The sequence below is a fragment of the Actinomyces glycerinitolerans genome, from assembly GCF_900098745.1.
Taxonomy (GTDB): domain Bacteria; phylum Actinomycetota; class Actinomycetes; order Actinomycetales; family Actinomycetaceae; genus Actinomyces; species Actinomyces glycerinitolerans.
The window spans coordinates 374,795-401,769 of sequence record NZ_FQTT01000009.1 but is presented as its reverse complement, the minus strand read 5'-3'; the positions used below and the strand labels follow the sequence as shown (position 1 = coordinate 401,769).

At 64.8% G+C, this 26,975-nt stretch carries 21 protein-coding genes and 1 pseudogene; 13 read left to right on the top strand and 9 right to left on the bottom strand.

The features are described 5' to 3' along the window. Positions 1-7 precede the first annotated feature (7 nt). Both ACGLYG10_RS05835 and ACGLYG10_RS05830 read right to left on the bottom strand, forming a co-directional pair. On the bottom strand, positions 8-766 hold the full coding sequence (locus tag ACGLYG10_RS05835; RefSeq protein ID WP_083565681.1) for a response regulator: 759 nt from the start codon (positions 764-766) through the stop codon (positions 8-10). Between the two features lie 8 nt (positions 767-774). Then, positions 775-1,845 carry a sensor histidine kinase gene (locus ACGLYG10_RS05830; protein ID WP_170866464.1) on the bottom strand — a complete coding sequence of 357 codons (1,071 nt, stop codon included), beginning with the start codon at positions 1,843-1,845 and terminating at the stop codon, positions 775-777. A 1,007-nt stretch (positions 1,846-2,852) separates the two neighbouring features. Here ACGLYG10_RS05830 and ACGLYG10_RS05825 point away from each other — a divergent pair. After that, positions 2,853-3,593 (top strand): hypothetical protein, encoded by a 741-nt coding sequence (locus ACGLYG10_RS05825; RefSeq protein WP_139240860.1) that lies wholly within the window; start codon positions 2,853-2,855, stop codon positions 3,591-3,593. Here ACGLYG10_RS05825 and ACGLYG10_RS16570 read toward each other — a convergent pair whose 3' ends face one another. After that, entirely contained in the window at positions 3,594-3,779 is a 186-nt protein-coding gene (locus ACGLYG10_RS16570; RefSeq protein WP_244542606.1) for a hypothetical protein, read from the bottom strand. It lies immediately after the preceding gene. Here ACGLYG10_RS16570 and ACGLYG10_RS05820 point away from each other — a divergent pair. Further along, positions 3,730-4,389: an ABC transporter ATP-binding protein gene (locus ACGLYG10_RS05820; protein WP_244542603.1), complete on the top strand. Its 660-nt coding sequence runs from the start codon at positions 3,730-3,732 to the stop codon at positions 4,387-4,389. The genes ACGLYG10_RS16570 and ACGLYG10_RS05820 overlap by 50 nt on opposite strands. Continuing rightward, a complete protein-coding gene (locus ACGLYG10_RS05815; protein WP_139240859.1) occupies positions 4,386-5,168 on the top strand; it encodes a hypothetical protein in 783 nt (260 codons plus the stop codon). The genes ACGLYG10_RS05820 and ACGLYG10_RS05815 overlap by 4 nt, the downstream gene beginning before the upstream one ends. A 243-nt stretch (positions 5,169-5,411) precedes the next feature. Here the strand turns inward: ACGLYG10_RS05815 and ACGLYG10_RS05810 are convergent. Beyond that, positions 5,412-6,990, bottom strand: a pseudogene (locus ACGLYG10_RS05810) (IS1634 family transposase). 222 nt (positions 6,991-7,212) lie between these two features. Between ACGLYG10_RS05810 and ACGLYG10_RS05805 the strand changes: the two are divergent. Continuing rightward, positions 7,213-7,530 carry a type II toxin-antitoxin system Phd/YefM family antitoxin gene (locus ACGLYG10_RS05805; RefSeq protein ID WP_073328917.1) on the top strand — a complete coding sequence of 106 codons (318 nt, stop codon included), beginning with the start codon at positions 7,213-7,215 and terminating at the stop codon, positions 7,528-7,530. Further along, positions 7,527-7,844, top strand: coding sequence for a type II toxin-antitoxin system RelE/ParE family toxin (locus tag ACGLYG10_RS05800; protein ID WP_073328915.1), 318 nt, complete (start codon positions 7,527-7,529; stop codon positions 7,842-7,844). The genes ACGLYG10_RS05805 and ACGLYG10_RS05800 overlap by 4 nt, the downstream gene beginning before the upstream one ends. Positions 7,845-7,896: 52 nt before the next feature. Here the strand turns inward: ACGLYG10_RS05800 and ACGLYG10_RS05795 are convergent, their stop codons facing one another. The 3 genes from ACGLYG10_RS05795 to ACGLYG10_RS05785 all read right to left on the bottom strand — a co-directional run bounded on the left by ACGLYG10_RS05795 (position 7,897) and on the right by ACGLYG10_RS05785 (position 11,081). Then, a complete protein-coding gene (locus ACGLYG10_RS05795) occupies positions 7,897-9,492 on the bottom strand; it encodes a DUF5597 domain-containing protein (RefSeq protein ID WP_073328911.1) in 1,596 nt (531 codons plus the stop codon). A gap of 128 nt (positions 9,493-9,620) precedes the next feature. Beyond that, positions 9,621-10,013 carry a C-glycoside deglycosidase beta subunit domain-containing protein gene (locus ACGLYG10_RS05790; RefSeq protein ID WP_073328907.1) on the bottom strand — a complete coding sequence of 131 codons (393 nt, stop codon included), beginning with the start codon at positions 10,011-10,013 and terminating at the stop codon, positions 9,621-9,623. 9 nt (positions 10,014-10,022) lie between these two features. Continuing rightward, entirely contained in the window at positions 10,023-11,081 is a 1,059-nt protein-coding gene (locus ACGLYG10_RS05785) for a sugar phosphate isomerase/epimerase family protein (protein ID WP_073328904.1), read from the bottom strand. Between the two features lie 1,191 nt (positions 11,082-12,272). On the opposite strand from ACGLYG10_RS05785, the gene ACGLYG10_RS05780 reads away from it, so the two are divergent. Both ACGLYG10_RS05780 and ACGLYG10_RS05775 read left to right on the top strand, forming a co-directional pair. Then, on the top strand, positions 12,273-13,478 hold the full coding sequence (locus tag ACGLYG10_RS05780) for an ROK family transcriptional regulator (protein ID WP_073328902.1): 1,206 nt from the start codon (positions 12,273-12,275) through the stop codon (positions 13,476-13,478). A 110-nt stretch (positions 13,479-13,588) separates the two neighbouring features. After that, on the top strand, positions 13,589-13,873 hold the full coding sequence (locus ACGLYG10_RS05775; RefSeq protein WP_073328899.1) for a putative quinol monooxygenase: 285 nt from the start codon (positions 13,589-13,591) through the stop codon (positions 13,871-13,873). A gap of 60 nt (positions 13,874-13,933) precedes the next feature. Here the strand turns inward: ACGLYG10_RS05775 and ACGLYG10_RS05770 are convergent, their stop codons facing one another. After that, positions 13,934-14,968 carry a sugar phosphate isomerase/epimerase family protein gene (locus ACGLYG10_RS05770; protein ID WP_073328897.1) on the bottom strand — a complete coding sequence of 345 codons (1,035 nt, stop codon included), beginning with the start codon at positions 14,966-14,968 and terminating at the stop codon, positions 13,934-13,936. Positions 14,969-15,363: 395 nt separating this feature from the next. Continuing rightward, a complete protein-coding gene (locus ACGLYG10_RS05765) occupies positions 15,364-16,632 on the bottom strand; it encodes an ATP-binding protein (RefSeq protein ID WP_073328894.1) in 1,269 nt (422 codons plus the stop codon). A gap of 180 nt (positions 16,633-16,812) precedes the next feature. Here ACGLYG10_RS05765 and ACGLYG10_RS05760 point away from each other — a divergent pair, with 180 nt between their 5' ends. The 6 genes from ACGLYG10_RS05760 to ACGLYG10_RS05735 all read left to right on the top strand — a co-directional run bounded on the left by ACGLYG10_RS05760 (position 16,813) and on the right by ACGLYG10_RS05735 (position 26,909). After that, positions 16,813-17,604 (top strand): sugar phosphate isomerase/epimerase family protein, encoded by a 792-nt coding sequence (locus ACGLYG10_RS05760; protein ID WP_073328891.1) that lies wholly within the window; start codon positions 16,813-16,815, stop codon positions 17,602-17,604. Positions 17,605-17,772: 168 nt separating this feature from the next. Further along, positions 17,773-18,774 (top strand): sugar phosphate isomerase/epimerase family protein, encoded by a 1,002-nt coding sequence (locus ACGLYG10_RS05755; RefSeq protein WP_073328889.1) that lies wholly within the window; start codon positions 17,773-17,775, stop codon positions 18,772-18,774. A gap of 144 nt (positions 18,775-18,918) precedes the next feature. Next, entirely contained in the window at positions 18,919-20,871 is a 1,953-nt protein-coding gene (locus ACGLYG10_RS05750) for a hypothetical protein (RefSeq protein WP_139240858.1), read from the top strand. An 81-nt stretch (positions 20,872-20,952) separates the two neighbouring features. Continuing rightward, positions 20,953-22,920 carry a hypothetical protein gene (locus tag ACGLYG10_RS05745; RefSeq protein WP_139240857.1) on the top strand — a complete coding sequence of 656 codons (1,968 nt, stop codon included), beginning with the start codon at positions 20,953-20,955 and terminating at the stop codon, positions 22,918-22,920. 190 nt (positions 22,921-23,110) lie between these two features. Next, a complete protein-coding gene (locus ACGLYG10_RS05740) occupies positions 23,111-24,874 on the top strand; it encodes a hypothetical protein (RefSeq protein WP_139240856.1) in 1,764 nt (587 codons plus the stop codon). 610 nt (positions 24,875-25,484) lie between these two features. Continuing rightward, positions 25,485-26,909, top strand: coding sequence for a hypothetical protein (locus ACGLYG10_RS05735; protein WP_073328878.1), 1,425 nt, complete (start codon positions 25,485-25,487; stop codon positions 26,907-26,909). The last annotated feature ends 66 nt before the right edge of the window (positions 26,910-26,975 follow it).

Genomic DNA, 26,975 nt, shown 5'->3' with positions numbered 1-26,975 from the left:
AATCGGATTATGCGCGCCACCTGCTACGCCCTTGACCCCGGGGATCGTCCCCACTCTCATTTGAATTTGAACGCCTGCCAAATACGGGAACCTGTCGCCGCCCGTCGCCTGGGGCATCGGAGATAGCGGAGTTGACGTAGTAGAGGGTCACTAATTCCGCGCGGCTGCGTGCCTTCAGCTTCGCGCGTAACCGGCTGACATAGGTCTTCACCGATGTGGGAGCCAGGAACAACTCGTCCGCAATCTCAGAGTTGGTCTTGCCCATGGCAATCAGGCGCAAAACCTCAGACTCACGTTGAGTGAGACTCACGGGTACACCCAGGCCTGTCTCAATCTCCTTCACCGTTGAGTCCTGGGCCGAGCCACGCAGCATGTCCAAGACCCCGCCAGTAACTTCGGGGGACAGTACTCCCTGCCCGGAACCCACAAGGCGCACCGCCCTCAGCAAATCCCTCACCGGACTGTTCTTAATGACGAACCCGGAGGCTCCGGCGGCAACCGCCGCCTCGACATCCTCAGGCTGATCGAATATCGTGACCACGAGTACGCGAACATCCGGCGCCTTTGCCACCATCTTCCGTGTGGCCTCAACCCCGTCCATCGCCGGCATATGGAGATCCATAAGCACCACATTTGGTCTCGTCCCCGGCAGCTTACGCAAGGCATCGAGGCCGCTCTCGGCCTCACCGACCACCTGCATGTCATCCTGAGCGCCGATCAACTTACCGTAAGCTGATCGTGCGACCGGATCGTCGTCGACTATCATTACACGGATCACCCTGAATCATCCACCTTCGATCCGATCGCGGTGCGCACGGGCACCACGATCTCTATATTGAACACGCCATCCCGCTCCATTATCTCAGAGCGCCCGCCCAGAGCTGAGATACGCTCCTTAATTCCCGACAGCCCCATCCCGTGCGCGGAGTCACGCGTCATGCGATCGAAGTGATTACGTGCCCGCACGCGAAGTTCGGGGCGCCGGACGTCAATCTCCAACTCACCAGCGCTGCCACTAGCATGCCTACCGATATTAGTGACCAGTTCCTGCACGACGAGGTACAAGTCATACGCAATCGGCGCGCCCGCCAGACTCCCGAAGTCCATAACAGCGTCGACCTTGAAACCATTCGCACGACTCCGATCAACCAGCGCGCCGATATCTTCTGTCGTCACCACATACCGATCCGCCTCGCCCGCACGGACTCCGCCCAACACAGATCGGACTTCCTCAAGCGCATCGCGACTAGCATCCTCGATATCGTGAAAGGTGCGCAGCACCTCTTCGTCGCCGCTCTCATCGAGTTCCGCAGCAACGGCCGCACGTATACCAATTCCACTCAACGTGTGGGACAGTATATCGTGAAGATCTCGCGCCACCTTAGCCCGGTCCTCAAGTACACGCGTGCGTTCACGGGCTATTTCCGCCCTCGCTTTTTCCTCCGCCTCCGCCTTACCCTGCACGCCAAGCAGCCAGGATCCGAACAGCAGTACCGCACTCATAACAACCTGCAGCGTCAACGCTTCTCCCGCCGGCGCCCTGACACTGAGTAGACAAAACAGCAGCATGGACGCGACTGCCAAGGCAGTTGGCACTACGTATCGCAGACCGCGCATCAATCGCCCCGCACAATACAGCGCCCATGATGCAACGACGAAGGGCTCACGTGTAAGCTCAAGCAGCCATCCGGCTGCAGTAAACGCAGCGATGCCCAACACCATTAGCCACGGCCGAGACCAAAAAAACAATACGGCCAACGCATAGCCGCAGACCATAGCGAGTTGAAGCAAACGCATCGCCAAAGTGCCCGGATCCTTCGTGAGCCAGAACCCGACATATATCACGCAGACGATGGCGACGCCCGTGCGAGGCAGCGTTATCCACGGCGACGCCACTGCCGAAAACCTGTTATGCGATGAGCTGCTCCTCGGCCAGGCGCCGATAGAGCGCATTAGATTCGAGCAGTTCATCGTGCTTCCCCCCTTCCAACCGCACGGCAAGAATCTGACCAGTCGATCCGCCGAACTAGCCGCAGAAACGCACTCCCACACCAGAAGGCCGATGCACCCCCATCCTCGGGCATGCGTATCTCTTCATCGCATAACATGGCAATGCTGCTGTCACTTCCTATAGCCGGTTGTCGAATCACTGACCCGAGGCCTTGCCGCGTCATGTTCACACGGTACACGGCTAGATGGACGCGAACCCTGGCACGTCGGGCGCTACGACACCTTCATTTTGACCCGTCATGGCTCGCGGTCCGTCCCGACCCTAGACCTCCAGCTCACCTACGCCGTAAAGACCGTTCGCAGAATACCGCACAACGGCGCCACCATAGAACCGGGCAATAACTCCTAGGTTATTCATACGCAGCGCCTCTGCCCCCATCCTCGGCCTTCTTCGCTACCAACCCGTGCAGTTGCACTTGTTTACTTTGGAAGACACCTCACAGAACGCCGGCGAGTCCGGCGGGCGCCCACCGCAGCGCGCTCCATACCTCGGGGCGCCCTCACCTCTACAACGCTGGTTCGAGCACCCGTGCACACTCGCAAACTGCAGTAGTTAGTTCGCGCGCCGGTGCCGTGCCCCGCTGTTCGTTAGAACACCACGAAACTCAGTCACCGGTCAGACCCTGAATGACGGCGAAGTCAACTCAGGGAGACATTTTCCCGCGGACTATGTACCAGAGAAACGCTCGCACGATAGCATCCACCATAGTAACCGTACCTACAGGAGGGTATTAATGCAGGCATTGGCAAAGCGCTTGCGGATCGCGTTACTTCGCGTTCCGCAAGAGCACCCCGACTCCACTTCATGTGCCAGCCTCGCAGGCCGGCCAAGCGCGACCCCAATGACTGCCGCAATTGCAGCGGAGGTACGCAAAACGGCCTCGCTCACAACCATTCGTCAGTGTGTGCTGCTAGGTTTGACAGGAATTGCAGCGGTGTCCTGGTTCGGCGTTCTGCAAACAATCAGCTACACCCAGGCGGGCCGGCCTGAGGATACCGGCGGCATAGCTGCAGCAGACTGGCCGCTGCTGGCATTGCACTATGGCAAGGTCATCCCAGTCCTCCTGGGCGCATGGATCTTCGGGCAAGACATGGCAACCGGAACACGGCGCATGATGTTCCTGGCATCATCTTCACGGATCAGGATCGCGTGCGGAAAAATGTTCCTGGCGACACTACTTACTAGCGCGACGGCATTGGCGTGTTCGCTTGGCGCCCTTACCCCATTCCTTGGTGCATCCGAGCGCGCAGCGGATGGTGTAGGCGGATTCCAGCTCAGCCCGGCACGGTTTGGCTGGCTCATCGGATACTGGGTAGTCATAGCGCTGCTGTCTGCAGCGATTACAGCGGCAACGCGAAATACGGTCATAGCCGTGGCGCCGTTGCTAATATGGACTATCGGTCTCTCCGACCTGTTAACCAACGCCTTGCCGTCATTAAAGATCGTCTTCGATCAGGTTTTCAAGACTGCCTACCAAAGCGGCTTCACTCCTTCGGCGTCTGAACTCACCGCCACGGCAATTCAACTGATCGTCGTAATGACGATAGGGGCCGTCATATTCATCCGTCGGGACTGCGGGTAATCACCACAACAGAACACCATGAAATCCGAACCATTCCAACATGAGGACATCCAAAATGATTGAAGTATCCGAAGTATCCAAAAGGCACGGAAAGGTGCTGGCTGTTGATAGGGTCAGCTTTTGCGCACCCTCCGGCATGATCACAGGACTGCTCGGCCCGAATGGAGCAGGAAAGTCATCGGTCATGCGTATCATATGCGGCCTAGATCGTGCTGACGGCGGTACCGCGACCGTCTGTGGGTCGCATTATCGGCAGCACCCATTCCCCATGAGAGTCGTCGGCGCACAGTTCGAGGGATCGGGCACACATCCCTCCCGCACAGCGGTAAATCATCTGCGGTGGGTGGCGCGCGCAAATCGCATCTCCGACGATCGCGTGGAAGAAGTCTTGAGCATAGTGGGCCTGCAACCCGGCGACTGGAGACGGCCAGTTGGCGGATTCTCGCTCGGAATGCAACAACGTCTTGGAATCGCCACGGCTCTTCTAGGCGATCCCCAGGTGATGATATTCGACGAGCCTGCCAACGGACTCGACCCGTTCGGAATTCAGTGGCTGCGGGACCTTCTTGCGCGGCTTGCACATGCCGATAAGACCGTGCTCCTCAGTTCTCACCTGATGGGCGAGACTGAAGTTATTGCTGACCGAGTCGTTCTTATGGACCGCGGCCACGTGATCGGTGAAGGCCGAGTCGAGCAACTCGTCGCGGAACATGGCTCGCTCGAACAGGCGTTCTTCAGTCGTTTGGCGGACCACAGGAATACAGACGTTCCTCCTACCGGAGGCGATAAGCGATGAGCTTCGTCGATGTGCTAGCCAGCGAGACCCGCAAGGCATTGACTCTGCCGTCCCTACGACTGACTGTCACCCTCACCATTCTTCTCATGGCATCATACTGCGCACTTGATGCTAGGGGTGCTCGCTCTGCGCTTCTTTCCGGTCAGGACGCCATGGGCCCACAAGAATTAGGAGTGTACGCCCTGGCGAATCTCGCATTCCTCCCCGTAATCGCGGCGGTTCTTATAGCATCTAGCGAGCACGTGGGCGGACAGCTGACCGACTCGATCCTAGCCGTACCGCGCCGGCACCTGCTCGTCCTTGCGAAACTGACGCTTGCCGCCATGCTGATCTTTGCCGAGGCCGCACTGCTGTCCATTATGATATTGGCATTTTATCAAGGCGGTCTCGGCTCCATTTCGGTATTCGCGTCGGGCGCGGGCACCCATTACCTCGCATCACTGGCCATGGGGACCGCGTACTGGACTCTCCTTGGTCTGTTCAGCACCTCTGTTGCTATGGTTGTACGATCTCAAACCACGGTGCTGGCAGTCATGATTCTGCTTACCGGCGCTGGCATGGCCTTCCTAATGATCAATAAAGTATTTCAGTACCTGCCGACCAATGCGGGACTGATGATGTTCATTGGCGATCAAACGGAAGACCTGGCTAATCCGCCCGACCTCGAACCGACCCCTGCGACTGCTGTCGTGGTGGCTTGGGTTTTGGCCGCGATTGCCACGGCGTTGGTAGCCATCAAGCGACGGGACGTCGGCGCCAGACAAGTCACGCCCCAGTAGCTTCGCCCGGGCCTGCGCAACAAGTTCACAGAGATCTCAAACGAATCCAGACAGACCAGCACGTCGCACCCCGTCGAAGCAGAAGCGTGAGTGCGTGTGCATTGACACCACCGTTCGTCACGCCCGCATTAGCTGTCGGCGGTGGTGAAGACGGCGCATCGCCGTTCTCAGCGCCGCAGCACGCGCACCCGCACCGCGCCAGGCGGTCCAGCGGCAGCAGGTTCAGGCCTGAGTCGTGCCAGTTTAGTGCCCTGCGGCGTTCAGGTTGTTGAGGATTTGCTGTGCGGTCTGGGTGGTCTGGGGCTGGGCGATGATGTGGTGGCCGTTGATGGTGATGGTGACTTCCTGGAGCGGCCGCAGTTCGCGGACGAGCCGCTTGATGCTCACACCGGTGGCTTGTTGTAGGTGGCGGGCGACCGCCAAGGCGGCCATGACGACTGTGAGGTGGGCCTGGATGGCGTCGTGGGTGTGGTGGAAGACGGGCCTGGCCCGCAGGTCGTGCTTGCTCATGCGGAAGGACTGCTCCACGTGCCACAGCTCGTGGTAGGAGGCGATCACCTCACCGGCGGGCATCACCGTGGCGGGGATGTTGCTGACGTAGCCCTTGAGCCCCGCCAAGCGGCGTGCTCTGGCTAGAGCCTTCTCATCCAGGACCTGGTCGCCCTTGCGGGTGGTGACGAAGCGGGTGCCCTTGGGGCGCCGCTCCCCAGCGACCACCGCCCTAGCCCGGTTCTCCTGCGCGGTCAGGGTCTTGTTGTCCCGAGCGAACCGCCTGGCGCTGTAAGCCCAGATCGCGCGCCACGAGCTCGGAAACTCCGCCGCGCTCCAGACGGGCTCATCACGCGTCTTGTCGTCCCTCTCGGTCGAGCGCGTGCATCGACGTGGGGTGATCGTATCGATCACCTGCCCGTCGGTGAACGCGTCCCCGCGCCAGGCGAAGTGCGCCGCCAGGTCCGCCGGCGCCTTGGTCATACGGGACCCGACGATGAACCCCAACCCGGCCTGATCGAGCGCTTCGAGGTTGGCCGCGGAGAGCATGCCGGCGTCTGCGACCACGACCAGGTGATCAATCCCGGATGCCTTCCGGAACTCCTCGACCATGGGGATCAGCGTGCTGGTTTCGGCCTTGCTGCCCTCCCAGCAGCCGATCTGTAGGGGGAAGCCGGCCCTATCCACCAGCAGCCCGACGATGACCTGCGGGTCCACCCTGCGTTCCTTGGAGTAACCCACCCGCCGTAGGTCGTCTTCCTTCTCCGCCTCGAAGTACAGGGTCGTAACGTCGTATAGGCACAGGGACAGGTCGCCGCGGCCGGTGACGTGGGACAGGCAGGCGGCCGCTATCCGGTCTCGCCACTGGCGGCCCGCGCAGCGGGACAGTGAGCGGAACAGTGTCCTCCTGGAGGCCGGCTGGACACCCAGCCCGGAGATCACCCGGGGTACCTGCTCCTTACTGGTGGGCTCGACCAGACGGGCCAGCACCATCTGCCTGAACCCCTCATCCCCACCCACCGCTTCATCCAGCCCCAGGGCCTCATACGCCCCCCGACAGGACATCCCACAGCAGAGCCGACCGCTTGGACTCAACCACCGCCGGAGCCACCACCCGGGCAGAATTAGCGACCAGGGACTCAAGATCAAGAGCCCTCTGGCCCGACCCGGCGGTGATCTTCTCCCGCCCAGCCTGAACCAGGGCGGCCAGCTCCGCCTCATCGTGGGCCGAGCCCAGGTGCTCCACAATCCGGCGCACACCGTGCTCCTTAGCCACGATCTGCACCGCCGTAGCCCCCGACGCGGTACGCACCTTACGAACATACGGGCTCACACACCATCACTCTACCGCCACCGGATTAGTGCCCCACAACCACCAACCCAACCACACCACACCAACGAAAAACCCCGATCATGACGCACCGTCACCAAAAGTGGCACGAGTCAGGTCAGGCGCTCATCACCGTTGAGGTTGCATCCGCCCAGCCACCCCCACCTCGCAGCTCTGCTATCATGGTGATGATAAAACGTCTTCGATGCGGGATTGAGGATACCCATGCCAGTCATCCGCCCGATCTCCGACCTGCGCAACAAGTTCACGGAGATCTCAGCAACTGTCCATGAGGACGATCGCCCTGTCTTCCTGACCCGCAACGGGGTGGGCGACATGGTGGTGATGAGCATCGAACACTACGAGGCGCTTGCGCTCAACCGGGAGATCACCGAGGCGCTGGCCGCGGCGGAAGTCGAGATGGAGACAACCACGGAGCGTTTCACCTCGGAGGAAGTACTCGCGTACGCACGCGCCGCGATCGACAACGCCAACGAATCCAGACAGACCAGCACGTCGCACCCCGTCGATACAGAAGCATGAGATCGTACGTAGTCCGCTACCTGCCCAGAGCACAGCAAGAACTCGCCGATGCTGGGCTATCGGTACTCGAGGTATCTGGAGACGTTGATTCCGCAGTGCGGACAGTGCGACACATCGTCACTGTCATCAACTCGTTGAGCACCATGCCGAGTCGCCACCGCGTCTATACGCCATCTCGTTCGCTCTCGCGCGAGTATCGATATGTACGCGCCGACCAGCACCTCGCCTTCTACTGGGTCGATGACGAGTCTGCAACCGTAACCGTCGTCCGGATTATCCATGTGCGCGCGGACATCAGCCGGCACCTGGAGTGAGTCCCAACCGGCTCCCGTCTTTGCACCATCACCCAAACTAGTCTGCTCCCAGTCACCTCCACCGCCGCAGCACGCGCACCCGCACCGCGGCCAGGCGGTCCAGCGGCAGCAGGTTCAGGCGCTCGTCGCCGTTGAGGTTGCGGCCACTGACCCACTCCCCCGCCTCGTAGCGGCCCTCGACGGCGTCGTCGATCTCTACGATCTCTCCCGGGGCACCGGCCGCCTCCAGCATGAGTCCCTGGCCGATCGCCAGCACCTCATCCTTTCCCAGGTCGATCAGCACGCCCATGGCACGCGTGTCCGCCGGCGCGGGCATGAGCGCCTCCTCCAGGTTCTCCTGCTCACCGCGCGCCTGCGTGCGCACCTGCACACCGGCATCCAGAAAGATCTTGCTCAGCACGTCGACGGCGCCGCGCACGGTCCAGGTCAGGCCGCCCAGCTCCACGACGGCGGTCTCCTCCGCCTCCAGCAGCACGGGCCGGATGCGGCCCTCGCACTGCGCCGCCACAATCACGTCCTCCGCCCCGGCGAGCAGGTGGTAGGCGGCGGCGAACTGTCCGTCGGGGCGCAGGTCGTCCACTCCGAAGACGTTGAAGCCGACCGCCCCCGAACCGACCGCCCAGAAGACGTTGCCGACAGCCACCTGTGACTCGGGCACCAGCAGCGCATTGTCCTCCCGCACGTACCCGGACACGGCGCCCTTGACGTCGTCGACGTAGATGTCGGGGCCGAGCAGGGCCAGCGTCGGCGCCGCCGCCTTCCACACGTCCACGACGCCGGCCACGGGCCCACCGCTGGGGTACTGGCCCGGCAGCTCCTGCCCCGGCTGGGGGCCCAACCAGGCGTTGGCGTAGTAGGCGACGTCCAGGTGCTCGGCCGCGGCGGCGGCCAGCGCCTCGCAGTAGGAGGCGAAGCCCCAGGCCATGAAGACCTCGTCGGCGCCCGGGCCGTCCCCGAACACCTGGGGCCAGTTGCCCGCGGCGGGTGAGCCCTGCTCGCGCCACAGCCGCGAGGCGGTGCCGGTGGCCTCGGGGTGCGCGGCGAGCCAGTCCAGCAGCGCCGTCGGCACCGGGGCGGACCAGGCGGCCTCGGCGTCCGCCGCATGATCGCGGGAGGCGCCCAGCAGGCCCGTTTCGTTCTCCACCTGCACCATGACCACGGTGCCGTCGGCGTCCACTTCGGCGATATGGCGGGCCAGGGCGGTGAAGGCGCGCCGGTCGGCCTCCAGCAGAGCCGGAGAGAACACCGACAGCACGGGGGTGCCGGGTCGGGTGAAGGCACCGGTGGCGCCGTCGGCGCCGGCCTCCGCGCGCGGGAAGCGCCCGGTGTCGGCACGCACCCAGCGGGGCGCGTAGGTGGAGGCGGCGTTCTTGAAGGCGCCGAACCACAGCAGGGTCAGCGCCAGGCCGCGCTCGCGCGCCAGGTCGATCAGCGCGTCCACGCCCGTGAAGTCGAAGGTGCCCTCGCGGGGCTCCACCAGGTGCCAGCTGGCGGTGGCGGTGACGGCGTTGCCGCCGAGCTCGACCACGCGGTCGAAGGCGACGCGGGCGAGCTCGATGTCGGAGCTGGTGGAGTTGTGCAGTTGCCCGCCCAGCAGCAGCCGGGGGCGTCCCCCGACCACCAGGTGGCGGCTGTCGATACGGTTCATGGGAAAGTCTCCTTCGGCTTTCGGAATGGTCGGGGCTGTGGGCGGTTGCGGAATCTGGCGTCCGACGACGGCGGCCCGGTGGCGAGGAGCCAACCGGGCCGCCGTCGTCGGGATGTGCCTGGGCCGGCTCAGACGGTGACCGTGCGCTTCATCTCGCCGGAGAAGGGCACGGGGATATAGGCCACGCGCGCCGAGACCCGCAGCAGTACCTCGTGCTCACCGGGGGCCAGCCCGCCGTCCTGCAGCACGCGCACGGTGGCCTCGTCGGCGTACTCCCAGCGGAAGAAGGTGACCGTCTCCATCTCCCCCAGGGTGAACCAGTGCTTGCCGTCGTCGGCGGTGAAGCGGATGTCCTCGCGGGGCACGGCCTCACCGTCCACCTCGACCTCGACGTCGTGCACCATCGACAGCGGAATGCCGCGGTAGTAGGGAATGCGGGTGCGCATCTCGAAACCGATGGTCTTGTCATTCTCCTCAACGTTTGCCAGGGAGTTCTCGGTAAAGATGTATCCGTCGAACATGGGTGCTGCTCACTTTCCGTCGTTCTGGGCGGCGTCGGCGCCGCCGTTCTTGCCGTCGCTTAAGTGCCGTTCCATGAGCTCCTGGTGACGGCGCACCTGCTCGAGGTCGGTGATGGGCTCGCCCGGCAGTACGAAGCGCTGCCCCTCGTACTCACTGCACACGTAGCCGTCGAAGCCCAACTGGTTGAGCCGGGTGAAGATGCGGCCGTAGTCGATGGAGTACTCCTCGCCCTCATCGGTGACCTCCCAGAACTTGCCGTGGAAGGACTTGATGTAGGGCAGGTACTCGTCCAGGGTGTCCAGAGAGGTGTTCTCATACCCGGTGGACATCATGGCGTAGAAACGGTCCTGGAAGGTGTGGAAGTGCCGGGTAAGCTCCTCCGGGAACTCGTAGTCGTCGGGGTTGTCCGGGTTGCGGGGGAAGAACTGGCGCGGGTCGATGCCGCGGGCGAAGATGTCGTCGATGTACTTGATGACGTCCTCGTTGACCCCGAGAGTCTCGCGGAAGTAGTTCGTGGACACCCGCGGGTGCCGCTGGCAGTAGATGCCGAAGTCGACCACGAGTCCGACGTGCGGGTTGTCGACCTCCTTCATCTCCTTGATCCAGGCCTCCGTCATGGGGTGATCGAAGCTCATACCGGCGTGCACCTCGACCGCCATGGTGATGCCCAGCTTCTCCGCCAGCGGCAGAGTCGGGCGGATCACGGCCGGGTCCGTCTGGGAGACGATGCGCACCAGCGGGAAGCCCAGCCGGTGAGTCAGGCGCAGGTCCGCACTGAGCAGCTCGACCTGCTCCTCAAGCGTCAGCCAGCGGTTCTTGTACAGCGAGGAATTGATGAAGATGTCATTGGAGACTCGCTCGAGCGGGTGCCGCTCCATTATCGCGTCCCACTCGGCGAGGGTCTCCTCGCTGGCACGCGCGGCACCGCGGATCATCTCGTCAGAGAGGATCTCGATGCCCTGTGTGCCCATTTCCTCGACGGCGGCGACGGTGCCCTCAAGCCCGAGGCCGCCGCGTCCATAGGCGTCCTGCAGCGAGTACAGGGAGACGCCCTTCTTGATAGTCATGTATCCGTCCTCTCTCCGTCCTTGGAGGGTTCCTCGAGGGTGCTGAGTTCGTTGCGGCCGGCAGGCGCCGCGGGCGGGATTGCCCGCGGGCGATAGCCGCAGCTGTCTCGGGATGCCCCGGATGCACCGAGGTTATGGCGCGACGGTTGGGGGCGGCCAGGCACCCGGACACCGCTTCTGCACGATCACGGCATTAGCGGTTCTTCGGGTTTGAGGGTGTGGTGGTTCGGGTGTGTGGGGTCGTTGTCGGTCCGGCCGGATCATTGTGGCTTCCGGGTCACGTCGTCGCGGGTTAACCCACGTCCTCGATGAGTCCCCACCGACCCGCCCGGGCAAACAGCAACGCGCAGCACTGATACCGTCCTCGTCGGCCCGACGACGTTCTCGTCAGCCTGACGACATTGTCGTCGGTCCGAACACGACCCTGTGAAGTCGAAGACGTCCTCGTCGGCCCGACGACGACCTTGCGAGCCCGAAGACGTCCTCGTGAGCCTCAGAACGACCCGTCCCGGCCGGGCGAACACGTCCTCTTCAACCCGAAGACGACCCCGACCGGCCGAGTACGACCTCCTGCGCCCGAACGCGACCCTCGCAGCGTAGCCCCGCGCCGAACCATCACGGGATACCGGCACGAGCGTGGCGCCTCGGTCCGGCGTGTCGCGGGGAGGCCCGCCGGTTCGCACCGGGACCCCCGCACTCGGACCGGTTTCTTCAGTTGGTCCGTCTGAGAGTGCGTCTGAGGCGGTCCATCCGCAGGCGGGCGGTCCAAGTGGATGCGGGCAGTCCAATCCCTGGACGAAGGGGGCGCCGACGAGCGCCTGGGAGCACGCCTTGCCTACGCCAAGCAGGCAGGGGTGGGGAACATGCCGGCGCCGGGGCCCCCGGCGGCGTGCGAGGGCGACGCTGCACGACCCTCGTGTGTGTTGCACGACCCCGGGGTGGTCGTGCAACACACACCAAGGTCGTGGAACGCGGCCCGAGGTCGTGCAAGTACATAGGGGCGGGGTGAACATCACCACCACCCCGACACACGCACCCGCGACAACCCCACCACCACACCCTCAAACCGGAAGAGCCGCATTAGCTTCGCCGATGTCGTCCGGCCCGCGGTCTCTCAGCCTGAATTAGGCTGAGGGCACGTCGACGCCCATCCCCGTGCGGCGCCGCGGTCATTCACACCGGGAGGCAGCCGTGTCCAGTCCCATCGCCGCAATTGACACCGATGTGCTCCTGACCGTCAACCTCATCCGCACGGGCCGTGCGATTACCCGGCAGCAGCTGGCGCGTATGACTGGAATGAGCCGCAACACGATCTCCTCGCTGATAAACACGGCGATCGACGCCGGGCTCATCGCCCCGGACGGCTCGGCTCCCTCGACCGGGGGCCGAGCGCCCGCCACGTGGAGATTCCGTCAGGAGGCCGGGCTCGTGCTCGCAGTGGGCGTGCACACCTCGACGCTGCGCCTCGCCGTCACAGACCTCGCCGGGCAGCCGGTGGAGCGACGCACCCTGGACTGGCCCATAACCCGCGGCCCGGAAGCGACCCTGACCCGGGCCGCCGAAGAGCTGCAGGACATGACGCGCCGCCACGAGCCACCGGTGTGGGCGGCCGGAGTCTCACTCCCCGGCCCGATCAACCAGGAGACCGGACGCCCGTCGAGCCCGCCGATCATGCCCGGCTGGGACGACTTCGACGTCGTCGGCACCCTCGAGCCCGCCCTGGGCGTGCCGGTCGCCACGGGAAACGACGTCAACATCATGCTGCTGGGTTACGCCTCCACCCTGCCCGACCAGGGCAGGCGGGAGTCGGCAAACATCCTCTACCTGCAAGTCGGCACCGGAATCGGCGTCGGAATCATGTCCAACGGACACCTGCACCTGGGTGCTGCAGGCGCCGCCGGCGACATCGGGCACGTGCAGGTCTCCGGAACTGACTCGGTGATCTGCCGCTGTGGCCGTACCGGATGCCTGGAGGCCGTGGCTGGCGGGTGGGCGCTGCTGCGTGACGCCCACCGAGCCGCGGTGGAGGGGTTGAGCCCGCACCTGAAGGAATGTCTGGATCGGCGTGGCGAGCTGACCGTCGAGGACATCGTCACCGGCGTGAACGCCGGCGATACCGAATGCGTCACCCTGATGGTGCGCTCCGCGACCGCCGTCGGCGATGCCCTGGCCATGGTGGTCAGCTTCTTCAACCCCGGACGGGTGGTATTGGCCGGGCCGATGCCGCAGGGATGCCCCATGTTCCTGGACGTCATCCGGCGCATCGTGTACGAGCGCGCACTGTCCTTGGCCACCACCGACCTGGAGATCCTGCCCGCGGGCAGCGGACTCGACGACGAGCTGCGCGGCTGTGCCCTGCTCGCCGTCAACTCGGTCTTCACCGCCGCCACCGCCTGACCCGCTCCCCTCCCTCTCTCCCCGAGGTCGGTTGAAGTTACGCGCCGAGGTCGGTAGTAATGTCGCAGCCGCACCGTCGGCAGCCGCTGCCCCTGCACGAAGGAGTTCCCATGATCCGCATCATCGCCACGTTCACGGTCCGGCCCGACGCCGTCGGAGAGTTCACGGCCAAGGCGCACGAGTTGGTGGAGGGTTCGCGCGCGGAGCCCGGCAATATCTCCTACGAGTTGCTGCGCGCCCGCGACGACGCCACGACCCTCACCTTCCTGGAGGCATGGGCCGACGACGCCGCCATTGAGACGCACAACGCCTCGGCGCACTTCACAACGATCATTCCCCAGCTGATCGCCCTGTCCACCGGCGATCCGACGATCGTCCAATACGAGCCGGCCTGATTTCCATCGCCCCAGGAAATGCGGCTCTTCCGGCTTGAGGGCGCGATGGTTCCGGCTGCCTCATTCTCCGTTGATCAGTGCCTGGAGCATCTGCTGGTGGCGGGTCAGCTGCTCGACGTCGGGAATCGGGTCCCCGGGGATGATGAAGCGCTGCCCCTCGTACTCACTGCACAGGTAGCCGTCATAGTCGAGCTGCTTCAGGCGAGCGACGACGGCCGGGTAGTCTATGGAGGCCTCCTGGTAGCCGCCGACGCCGTCGGGAACCATTTCCCAGAACTTGGCGTGGAAGGACTTGATCCACGGCAGGTACTCGTCCAAGGTGTCTAGGGACGTGTTCTCGTAACCGGAGGCGTTGGTCGCGTACACCTCATCCACAGGCGACTTGAACAGGCGCGTGAGCTCCTCGGGGAACTCGTAGGCGTCCCGGTTCTCCTCCCCGGTGGCACGGGGGAAGGCTCGGCGACCGTCGGATCCGGAGGCGTAGATGTCGGCGATGTACTCGACCACATCTTCGTTGAGCCCTTGTGCACGGAAGTAGTTCGTAGCGATTTCGGGGTAGCGGTGGCAGTAGATGCCGAAGTCGACCACGAGTCCGACGTGCGGGTTGTCCAGATCCCGCATCTGCTCGATCCAGGCGGCGGTGAGGGGGTGGTCGAAGCTCATGCCTGCGTGCACCTCGACCGCCATGGTGATGCCCAGCTTCTCCGCCAGCGGCAGTGCGGGCGGGACCACGGCAGGGTCGGTTCGGGAGACCAGGCGCACGAGCGGGAAGCCGAGGCGCTTCGCCAGCCGCAAGTCCGCCTGAAGGGAGGCGACCTGCTCCTCCAGGGTCAGCCAACGATTCTTGTACAGCGAGGAGTTGATGAAGATGTCGTTCGCGACGCGCTCCAACGGATGCCGTGCCATGATCGCGTTGAACTCATCAATAACTGCGTCGCTCGCATTCTGGGCGCCTTCGAGCATCTGGTCGCTGAGGAACTCGATACCCTGAGCGCCCATGTCCTCAACCAGACTGATGCACCCCTCCAGTCCGAGACCGCCACGCCCGTAGGCGTCCTGCAGCGCATACAGGGTTACTCCACGTTTGAGAGTCATGTTTCCGTCCTTTCTTCTGCATGTGGGAAGGAAGGCGGCCGAGGCCGGGCACGCGGAACTGCGAGCGCGGACGACCGCACAGTTCCGGGGGAATAGCCCTTTCAACCCCGGTACCCGGGAGTCTGCGTCGGCTCCCGGCCAGCCCGGTCATCTCCGGTCCAGAGCGGACGTGCCCCTACGCCGTCGACGCCGAACGCCCACGACGCTACGGTCCGCGCCGCTTCCGGGCCAGGCACCGGAGACGGGCTTTCGCACGATCAGCAAGAAAGTGAGAGCGGCAGTCGCAAGAGTTACGACGGCACCGCCCCATAGCGAATCAGCGGCCAGAAGTGTCCATCCGTGACCACTGCCTCCGAGATACCTTGACCGGCCGGTTCGCGCAAACGGCCATTCGATCAGGGACGCAGCGCATCCAGCGGGAAGGTCAGCGTGCCGTCGGGCAGCGTGGCCGTGAATCCGGTTCCGGTGATGACGGCCCGGAACGCCGGCGGCGGTGCGTCGATCTGCGCCACCGCCTGCGAAAGCCGCGCTGCCCCGGCGGAAACCTGACCTCCCCCGAGCTTGACCTCCACCGCGGCCCACGAACCGTCCGGCATGGTAATCACGGCATCGATCTCATGCCCGTTCGAGTCACGGTAGCGATGCACGCGGCCGCCCACCGCCTCGGCGTAAACGAGTAGATCGTGGACAACGGCGGACTCGAACAGGAAGCCGAGCGTCTCAAGGTCGCGCGTCAGGCGCGCAGCGTCGGCCCCCAGGGCGGCAGCGGCCAAGGCCGGATCGGCGAGGTGGTAGGCATTGCTTCGGCGCAGCTTCGCCTTCGAGCGCAGCGCAGTCGCCCACGGCGTCACGGCCTCAACCACAAACACACGTTGCAGCAACTCGAGCAGTTTCGCGACGGTGGCCTCAGACGGCGCCGGGAGCACGCGGGCGATATCTCGGCGCAGCGTTGCCTGCGAGACCTCGCTAGCCGTGGATCGTGCTAACGCCACCAGCATCTGTTCTACGAGGACGGGCTCAGAGCGCAGCGTGGCGAGTCTCCCGAGGTCCGTGGTAGCGGTGTCCTGAAGGTAGCCGTTCAACGCACGGGTACGCACCTGCGCGTCGGCTGTGCGCAAGGCCGGGAAGCCCGGAGTAAGCACATTGTTGACTACATCGGCGAGCGGGCTGGTGCGCATTGATGGTGTCGGCTGCGAGCCGGAAAAGAGGTCTTGCAGCCCGATACCCGGCGTTGTCAGTTCACCGGCCTTCTCCGCCCAGGTCATGGTGCGCTGACGGATGCGGATGAATCGGCTCGCTCCGGTGTGCCTCACCGAGTCGGCGGTAGGCACGGCCGAACCGGTGAGGATGAAACGCCCAGGTTGATTCGAGAAGTCGACTGCCCGGCGAGCAAGGTTCCAGACCTGCGGGACGGTCTGCCACTCATCGAGCAGCCGTGGCGTCTCGCCCTCGAGCAATATGCGCGGGTCGACGTCGGCGGCGGCCTGCGCCTCGGGGGTGTCGAGCAGAACGTACGATCCGGCGTGATGTAGGCCGGTCATGGTCTTTCCGCATCCCCGCGGCCCCTCCAACACGATGGCACCGACGGACTCGAGGGTTTTGCTGACCGCCGCATCCACGGCGCGCGGGAGGTAGGCAATACCCACTTCCTGTGCCGTATCCATGCCCGCAGCATAGCTGAAGGTAGGGATTTGCAGGAGCCGAAGGTAGGGATTTGCAGGACCCGAAGGTAGGGATTTGCAGGAACCCTTCCGCCCGGGGCGTGCAGTTCCGCGCGCACCCGCACTGTCTGTGGCGCCCTCCCCCGCGCGAGGATGGCGGGACCGGTCAAGGAGGATCCCGCCATGTCAGTTCCCAGCGTCCAGCTCTACGCCGTCCGCGACGCCCTCGCCGCAGACCTGGAGGGCACCCTCGCCCGCATCGCCGAGATCGGCTACACCCGCGTCGAGGCCTTCGCCTTCGTCGAGCAGGCGGAGCGGCTGCGCCGCGCCCTGGACGCCGCTGGCCTAACCGCACCAACCGCGCATGCCTCGATCATCGAGGCCGAGGATCCCGAGCAGGTCCTGGCCGCGGCCACGGAGATCGGTACCCGGCTGCTCATCGACCCGTACCTGCCACCGGATCGCTGGCGGACCGCCGACGACGTCGCCCGCCTGGCGGAGAAGACGAATACGGCGGCAGCACTTGCAGCACAGGCGGGGATGACACTCGGCTACCACAACCACGCCTGGGAGACAGCGACCCTGATCGGCGGCAAGCATGCGCTGGAGGTGTTCGCCGATGCGCTTGAGCCGGGTGTGGCCCTGGAGGTGGATACGTTCTGGGCAACCTTCGGCGGTGCGGATGCCCCGGCACTGCTGCGGCGCCTGGGCGACCGGGTCAGGGCAATCCACGTCAAGGACGGCGTCCTGCCCTCCACTCCCCCGCGACTTCCTGAAAGCATTGAGGGGATCACCGCCGTCATGGCGCAGTACACGGCCCAACAGCAGCCGGCCGGCCGTGGCGCGGTAGACATCGAAGCCTCGCTGCGTGCGGCGCCGCAGGCGCTGCGCGTGGTCGAGTTCGACGACTATGCGGGCGACATCTTCGAGGGCATCGCGGCCTCACTGACCTGGCTGCGCGAGCACGACGCCTGAAGGCGCGTTCACTCTAGGCCTTCTGCACCATGCGCGCAGAAGGCGGGCGTCTGGGCCTGTCCACGGCCGAACCTGCATCGGTAGCTTCGCATTTGTCGGGGGGCTCGGATCGGGCGATGCCGCCGCATCAGCCTCCGGACGGCCGTTTGTCTGCGAAGGAGCTTTGTCATGCCGCGTCCCATCAATCTGTTCACCGGCCAGTGGGTGGATCTGCCGTTCGAGGAGGTGTGCACGCTGGCGGAGCAGTGGGGCTTCGATGGCCTGGAGGTACCGGTGGCCGGCGACCACCTGGACGTCTACCGCGCCGCCGAGGACGATTCCTACTGTCAGCAGTGGAAGGACACCCTGGCCCGTCACAACCTGAGCGTGTACGCCATCTCCAACCACTCCACGGGCCAGTGCATCTGCGATGACCCCATCGACTTCCGCCACCGTGGCCTGCTGTCCGATCGCGTCTGGGGCGACGGCGAGGCGGAGGGCGTGCGCGAGCGCGCCGCCGAGGAGCTCAAGCTCACCGCCAAGGTGGCCGCCAAGCTCGGCGCCAAGGTCGTCACCGGATTCACCGGCTCCAAGATCTGGAAGTACGTGGCCATGTACCCGCCGGTGGGCGCCGAGGTCATCGCCGACGGATACGAGGACTTCGCCCGCCGCTGGAACCCGATTATCGACGTCTTCGACTCCGAGGGGGTCAAGTTCGCCCTCGAGGTCCACCCCAGCGAGATCGCCTACGACTACTGGACTACCAAGGCGACCCTGGACGCCATCGGCAACCGCGAGGCCTTCGGCATCAACTGGGACCCCTCCCACATGATCTGGCAGCAGATCGACCCGGCCGTCTTCCTCACCGACTTCGCCGACCGCATCTACCACGTCCACTGCAAGGACACCAAGACCCACTTCGACGGGCGCAACGGCCGCCTGTCCAGTCACCTGCCCTGGGACGACCCGCACCGCGGCTGGACCTTCGTCTCCGCCGGCCTGGGCGAGGCCGACCTGGACGGCTACTTCCGCACGCTGAACCAGATCGGCTACGACGGTCCGATCTCGATCGAATGGGAGGACTCCGGCATGGACCGCCTGCACGGCGCCCCCATGGCCCTGAAGTTCGCGCGCGAGCACGTCTACGACCTGCCCGACGCCGCCTTCGACTCCCACTTCGACAACCGCTAAACCGTTAAGGCGGAGCCCAGAATCGAGCTCCCCGACGCACCGCACCGGCGCCCCACAGCTTCCGGCAGGAAGGTGTGGGGCACCGGCGTCTCATGCGGGTATCCCCATGGCCGGACCGTGGCGCCTTGTGGCACCCTGGGGATCGTGGATGCTTCCCCCGTCGATGATGACGCCTCTCCCGCCTCCGCCCCGGTCACCCCGGCTCAGCGTCGCAGCACAGAGATGCTGCGCGGTCTGCGCTTCGGCGCCCTGGCCGTCGCAGTGATAGCCGGCGTCTGGGCATGGCGACAGGCCGGCCGCTACTACCACGTATTCTGGTTCCCCGAAGAAGAGAATGCGCTTTCGCTGACGCGGTCCATGCCGGTAGTTGCATTCCTGTTGTGGGGATCATTCGTCTGTGTTGCCCGGTTAGAACGCCCCAGCGGCTTTCACAGGGGCCTTTCACTGTTTACGACGGCAGCAGTAGGCTCGCTGGACTGCGCCGTTTTCGCTTGTCTGTGGTGGGGCGAGTCGCAGGAGATCCAGATGTCCTATCCGGCGCTCGCCCAGCTCGCGGTCGCAGCACTCGCCCTCGGCGCCGCAGGGGTCGCGGACATACTCATCCGCGACCGACGCAACCACCACGCAAAGCCCCGTTCCCGCCGAATCCGTCTACTCCGCCCCACCCGGCCGGCCGCCGTCGCGACGGCACTGACACTCGCTGTTGGCGCTGTGACTCTAGCCCTGCCCGCCGAGCACTACGCGGCCAAGTCCGTGCAGGTACCCGCCGCCCCGGCCCAGCCGGTACCCGAGTCCCTGAGCGATTCCGTCACCTGGCGACGGGCCATTCAGATTCCTAATGCGGGAGACCTGCAGCCCATCGGCGGTGTGATCGCCGGGGCAGCCGGCCCCATCGTCATAACCGACCACGGCGCCATGGGCCTCGACCCGAGCACCGGGGAGACCACCTGGTCCTACACCCGCGGCGGCAAGCTCGTGACATTCGGGGACGACTACTGTTGGAAAGAGGGCAATGCCTGGTGCTACGCGGCCATCAGCCCGGACCGGAGCCGACTCGTGCTCGGCTACGACGCCGGCAGGGTTGGCACACCGCTGGTCGTACTCGACACCACCACCGGGGAGGTCGTCTTCGAGTACATCAACAATTATGATTCCATTGCCCGTTTAGGACCAAACATCCAGGTCACCGACCAGGTACTCAGGGCGGGACGCAACATCCTATCACTCAGGGACGGCAGCATTCAATCAACTCTTCCCTACAGCACATTCTATGAATACGAGAATCCGCATTACTGCGGCGATAGAAACATAAAGCGCTGCTGGAAATACCCCGGGCCGACGCAGGGCGGGCACTCCACCCTGGTTTACGGCACCATCTGCGGAAACCCCAGCCACCCCGAGAACATAGAACCGAAGGACGACCGCAACCGCTGGTGCGAGTTGATCACCGCACCGGACGACGATCCGACCGCGCTCACCCTGGCCGACGCCGTAGTCCCGACGTCCCGGGACGCACCGGAATACGTCGGCGGCTGGACCGTGCGCTACGCGGACCCAGACGCCGCCTACACCGAACTAAGCCGACACCAGGATCCCAAGGAAGTGGACACTCTCAGCTTCCCCCTCGAAGCCGTCAGCCTAGACACCCTTGCCGGAGTCGATGATGCCGAGCCCGTTGCCCTCGGCAGCCTGAACCGCCCCGAATACAACCGCAGCACCCGCACCCTCGCCGTACTCGGAGCCGCCCCCACGGCGGAGGAGGCAACCGTACAGGCACGCTTCGACCCAGTCACCCGCACGGTTTACCACGTCGACGACGCCGACTCCGATCCCACCGGGCCCGGATACCTCGACGACCTGCGGCTCACCGCACCACAGGCCCAGGAAGGAATAGACCTGGTGCGCAGCGACGGCAGCCTCGCCCTGCACCTGGACTACTACTCCGAAGACCCCGCCCAGGAGCCGTATTACACGAGCAATGACGCCCCATACATCGTCCAGGCCCCCGGAGTTATCACCGTCGTGGACCTCCACAGCGCCCGGGACAGCAGTGGCGACGGCTATAGACACGAACTCGTCATCTACGGCGTCGGCTAACCGGGCTACAGCCGCGTCCGAGCCCGCCAACGGGCAGTCCGCCCCATGGCCGGGTGCGGTACCTCCTGCCACCCTGGGAACATGCGCACTCCCTCCCGCGACGACGTCGCCGCCACAGCCACCCCACCCCGACGCCGCAGCACCGAAATACTCCGCGGCCTGCGCGCCGGCGGACTACTCACCGCCCTGACCGCAGCAGCCTGGGCCTGGTGGCAGACCGCACACTACAACGGCACATTCCAACTCTCCGAGGACGTCCGAAACCTCGCTCTCGGTGGCGGCCTTATCCTGGTGGCGGCCGCATGTTGCGTCTGGTTACTGCTTGCTCCCGCGACATCGCAGACAAAACGGCGTCGTGCACTGGTACGCGCGCTCGTACCCGCAGTATTGTTCGCCGCCGCTTCGCTCCTATTCTGCTGGACATGGTGGCGCGAGTCGCAGGACATCCAGATGAGCTACCCGGTACTCGCGCAACTCGCCGTCGCGGCCGCCGGACTCGCGGTCGCCGCCGGCTCCGACCTGCAACTGCGTCGTACCGGACCGCACACCCCTAAAGCGCCGGCACGCGCCGAGCAACACCCACACACGACGACTATCGCGACCGGCGCCGCTGCGGCGCCGCTCGCCGCGGCCGTCATCGCGTTGACCATCCCCTCACTGATGTACGCCCCCACATCGGTACAGGTCGCCGCAACCGAACCGGCGCCGATCCCCGAAACCTTGACCGATGAGGTGCGCTGGGAACGAGTCATTGAGTACGACCGCGACGATGACATCAAGGGCGTGATCGCCGGAGCAGCGGGGCCCATCGTCGTCACCAAGCACGGCGCCATGGGGCTGGCCCCCGACACCGGCGAGACCACCTGGTCCTACACCCGCCCCGCCGACCTAGATTCCATAGGCCGCGATTGCAACACACGCGAGCAGGCATACTGCACCGCGGTATTGACCCCGGATCGCACCCGGCTGATCATGGGTTACGGGTACCACCCTTTGGAAACGGAATTCGTTGTACTCAATACCTTTACCGGAGAGGTCGTCTTCGAGCACGTGTACAGGGATCTCTCCAAACTTGAAGAGAACCGCGGTAGGCCCTGGATCTATTGGTACCCCAGCGTGCAAGTCACCGATCACGTGCTCGTGGTCGAGCAGGAGGTACTGTCTCTGACCGACGGCAGTCTGCTGAGAACGCTGCCAGACGAACGTGCACCGAAGCTCAACCTAGGCAACCGCTCCGAATGCCCCCGTGACGATTCTCCCCGGTGTGGGGGATATCTGCCCCCGTCCCGTGCCGGCCACTCGACCCTCATCCTGGGAATCACCTGCTGGAGCCCGGACAATGATCCAGAGAATTATGTCGATTATCCCTGGTGCGAAATGGAAGTGGCGCCGGACAGCGACCCCTCGGCAGTGAGCACGGCCAGCGGAATCGTCCCGCCAGACCCTGACCGCTGGGAATCCGACTCTGTAGTCGTGGACGGGTGGACCGTGCGCTACGCCGACCCGGACGCCGCCTATGAGGAACTGAGTCGGCACAACCTGATGGAGGAGGCGACCTCTCTCAGTTTCCCTCTGGAGGCCGTTAGCCTGGACGCCCTAGCCGGAGTCGATGATGCCGAGCCCGTCGCCCTCGGTAGCCTGAACCGCCCCGAACACTACGAGGGCGCACACACCCTTGCCCTCCTGGGCGCCGCGGGGCCGAATGAGACGGCCACGGTCCAGACCTGGTTCGACCCTGTCACTCGGCAGGCCTTCACCCGCGACGACATCGACGCCCACCCCTCTGGTCCTGGCTATCTCGACTCCCTGCGCCCCACCAAGTCACGGACGAACGACAGTATCGATCTGCTTCACCCCGATGACACCATCGCCATGCACGTGGACTACCCCAATCAGCAGGAGATTCTCGACTACGAGTCCGAGTACCCTCCGTACCTCGTACAGGCGCCCGGAACAGTTGCGATCGTCGACCACTGCAGCATCTGGCGCACAGACACGAATGACCCCGCCCCCACGGGCTACGAAACGGTGATTTACGGCGTCGGCTGACCCAGCAAGGCTTGCCACGCCTGGCCATGGGTAGTCCGTCCCACGACCAGGCGTGGTGCCATCTGTCACCCTAGAGTCATGCCTGCTTCCCCTGCCGATGACGACGCCCCCGCCGCACCCGCCCCTCCCCAACGGCGCATTCCGGCTGCACGATAGCTATCTAAACGACATCCTGTGGTTCGCTTTCATCGTGCTTGCAAGCACGTGCCTTGTCTGGTTACTGCTCTTCTTCGATACCCCAGGACCGCCACCGAAGCGGACCCGGCCGGCGATACCCTCGCTACTGGCCGCATCACCCGCAATTGCGGCCTCGTTCTTATTCGCCCGGCTGTGGTGGCACGAGTCGCAGCGCATCCAGGCGACCTACCCCGTACTTGCCCAACTCGCCGTCACCGCAGCAGGAATCGGAATCGCCGCCGGCTCAGACATAGGTCTGCGTCGCGCCATGTCGCGCGCCGCCAAGACCGCCAAAACACCGACCCGGACCGCACGCAGTCCCCGCATGACCGGCGCGCCTACCCGCGCCGCGGCGGCGACCCTCGCCGCCGCCGCCGTCGCACTGTCCGTACCCTCGGCAGTATTCGTAGCTACGTCGGTACAGGTCACCGCAGCCGAACCAGAACCGATCCCCGAAACCTTGTCAGACGGGGTGCGCTGGCAACGGGTAATCGATCACGACTACGACGATGACATCGCGGGCGTGATCGCAGGCGCGGTCGGCCCCATCCTCATCACCGACCACGGCGCCATGGGGCTGGATTCCAGCACCGGAGAGACCACCTGGTCCTACAGCCGCCCCGCCAGGCTCCACGAGATCGCCCACGACTGCTCCCCGAGCACACAGGCGCACTGCGACACGGTTTTGAGCCCCGACGGGACCCACCTGGTCATCGGCTACGGTCACTATCCACTGGAAATAGTGTTCGTCGTCCTCAACACCACCAACGGAGAGGTCGTCTTCGAGCACACCTACAAGAGCAAGTTCGACCGCGATGAAGACATAGACGAGCTTTGGGAATACAACCACCCAGTTGTACAGGTAACCGATCACGTGCTCGTGGTCGAGCAGGAGGTGCTGTCGCTGACCGACGGCAGTCTGCTTGACACTATGCCGGATGCGCAGGCTCTACGCGGCGATGTCCCGAAGTGTCCAGCTGACGACTCGGTCGGCTGCCGGCGCCGTCGTCCGCCTGCGAGCGCCGGGCACTCTACCCTTGTATTGAAGACCGTCTGCTGGGGCCGCGACGATTATCCGGACAACGACTTTAACGATGTCGATTACACCTGGTGCGAGATGGGCGTAGCGCCGGACAGCGACCTAACGGCGGTGACCACGGTCCGCGCCGTTGTTCCCTCTGACGAAGCGGACTCGGATGTCGGCCCGGTGGTGGGCGGGTGGACGGTGCGCTACGCCGACCCCGACGCCGCTTACGAGGAGTTGATCCGGTCCAACCAGTCGGAAGACCCGGATTCCCTCAGCTTCCCACTTGAAGCCGTCAGCCTGGATGCGATGGCCGGATTCACTGACGCGGAACCGGTTGCCCTCGGCGACCTCAACCGCCCCGAACGCAATGAGACTGCCCACACCCTCACCATCCTAGGCACCCCCGAACCATACAAGCTGACGGCTCGCACGCACTTCGACCCCGTTACCAAGCAGGTTTACGCCGACGCGGACGCTCCGTTCGTTGGCCCCGGCTATCTCGATTCTCTGCGCCCCTCCGAATCACGGACGGATGACGGCACCGACCTGGTTGGAACCGACGGCACCATCGCCATGCACGTGAACTACCCCGACCCGCAGCCGAACCTCGAGTACCAGACCAGATTCTCCCCTTACCTGGTGCAAGCACCCGGGGCGGTCGTGGTCGTTGACACGCGCCAGATCCACCAGCGAGGCAACTACGACCCCACACCCATCGGTTACGAAACGGTGATTTACGGCGTCGGCTGACCGGGCAAAAGCCGCGTCCGGGCCCGCCAACGGGCAGTCCGCCCCATGGCCGGGTGCGGTATCTCCTGCCACCCTGGGAACATGCGCACTCCCTCCCGCGACGACGTTGCCGCCTCCGCCCCAACCGCCGCACCCCGGCGCCGCGGTACGGAAGTACTCCGCGGCCTGCGCGCCGGCGGACTACTCACCGCCCTGACCGCAGCAGCCTGGGCCTGGTGGCAGACCGCACACTACAACGGTACATTCCGACTATCCGGTGAGGATCTGGATGCCATTTCGTGGGTCGCCATCGGGTCGCTCATGCCCGTGCTGTTCTGGGGCTACTTCGCGCTTTTGGCGCGACACGAACGCCCTGGCCGCCTACAGACGACACTCATACTGCTTCTGGTGGCGGCTGCGGCCTTGGCGGGAGCTGTCGTGTTCGGCCGCCTGTGGTGGCGCGAGTCGCAGGACATCCAGATGAGCTACCCTGCACTGGCGCAGTTCGCCGTCGCCGCGGCCGCTCTGGGCATCGTCGCTATCAGCGACATTCTCATCCGGGGGGCGCAACGCATATCGGACCAGGCCGCGCACTCGACGGCTCCATCTCCCCCGTCCCACGCTGCCACTGGTGCTGACTGTCATCTTCACCCTCACCATCGGTGGAACGGTGCTGGCCGCACCCGCCCGCCTGTATGCCGCCGAGTCCGTACAGGTTGCCGCCGCCCCTGCACCAGCAATACCCGAGTCCCTCAGCGACACCGCCGCCTGGCAGTTGACTTTGGACTACGAGGACACTCGCGTGGAGGGTGTCGTTGCCGGCGCGGCAGGACCGATTCTCGTCACCGATCACGGCGCCATGGGACTCGACCCCCACACGGGCGAAACCACCTGGTCCTACACCCGCCCCGCCAAGACCGTGCACTTCGGCGCGGGGTGTTGGGAGGCCAGCATCTGGTGCTACGGCGTTCTGTCCCCGGACCGGAACCACCTCGTGCTGGGCTACGACGCCGGCAGGCTCGGAACGCCGCTCGTCGTGCTCAACACCGCCAACGGCGAGGTCGCCTTCGAGCACTATTACAGCGACCGCACCTGGAGGGGCAAGAACCGGGGGACTGAATTCGACAGACGCGAGGGGCCCAGCATCCAGGTCACCGATAACGTGCTCTGGGTGGGGCAGGAGATCCTCTCGCTGACGGACGGCTCCCTCCAGGCGACGCTGTCCGACGACTATGACGCGCGCTACGGCAGTGAGGACTGTCCCCGTGACGATGTGCAGTCTTGCAGGCAACTGTTTCCCCCGGAGCACGGCGGCCACTCCACCCTGGTTCTTGGATCAACCTGCTGGAACCCGAACTATGTCTATGAGGAGAACGACCAAAGCGTTTGGTGCGAGGTGGCCATCGCACCGGACGACGACCCCACGGGCATCATCACGGTAGACGCCGTCGTACCCAAGTCTGCTGCATGGCCGCGCCTAGTCTTCGCGGACGGTTGGACCGTGCGCTACGCCGACCCCGAGGCAGCCTACGCAACTCTGTCCGAGCAGACCTCAAGGGAACAGACCGAGAAACTGAACTTCCCCCTGGAGGCCGTCAGCATTGACGCTCTCAGCGGCACCGAATCCGCACCGTCCATACCTTTGGGTGAGTTCAACGGCCCCATCGACGACTACTGGATGCATCCCCGCACCATCACCCTATTTCAAGCCCAGGCAAACCCTGACGAAACCGGTTCCAGATCCGTGTTCGACACCACCAGCGGTCACATCTACACCTATGACGAACTGGCCGAGCAGACCTCCGGCTACACCTACCTCGACTCCCTGCGCTTTAGCAGCAACGGCGCAAGCACCAATGTCATCCGCACCGACGACTCCATCGCCCTGCTCCTCAGGAACCTGGACCTGAATCGCAGCGCCCTACCTGGCGATGACCTCGACACCAATCTCTTACAGGCACCCGGCGTTATCGCCGTAGTGGCCCGGCAATACACCTACACCGTGAACGGCGACCTCGACCGCACGACTACAGTCATTGTCGGTTTTTGTGGTTGACCGGCCCATTCTCCTCGCCCCCAGCCCGCCCACGGGCAGTGCGCCCCATGGCCGGGTGCGGCGCCT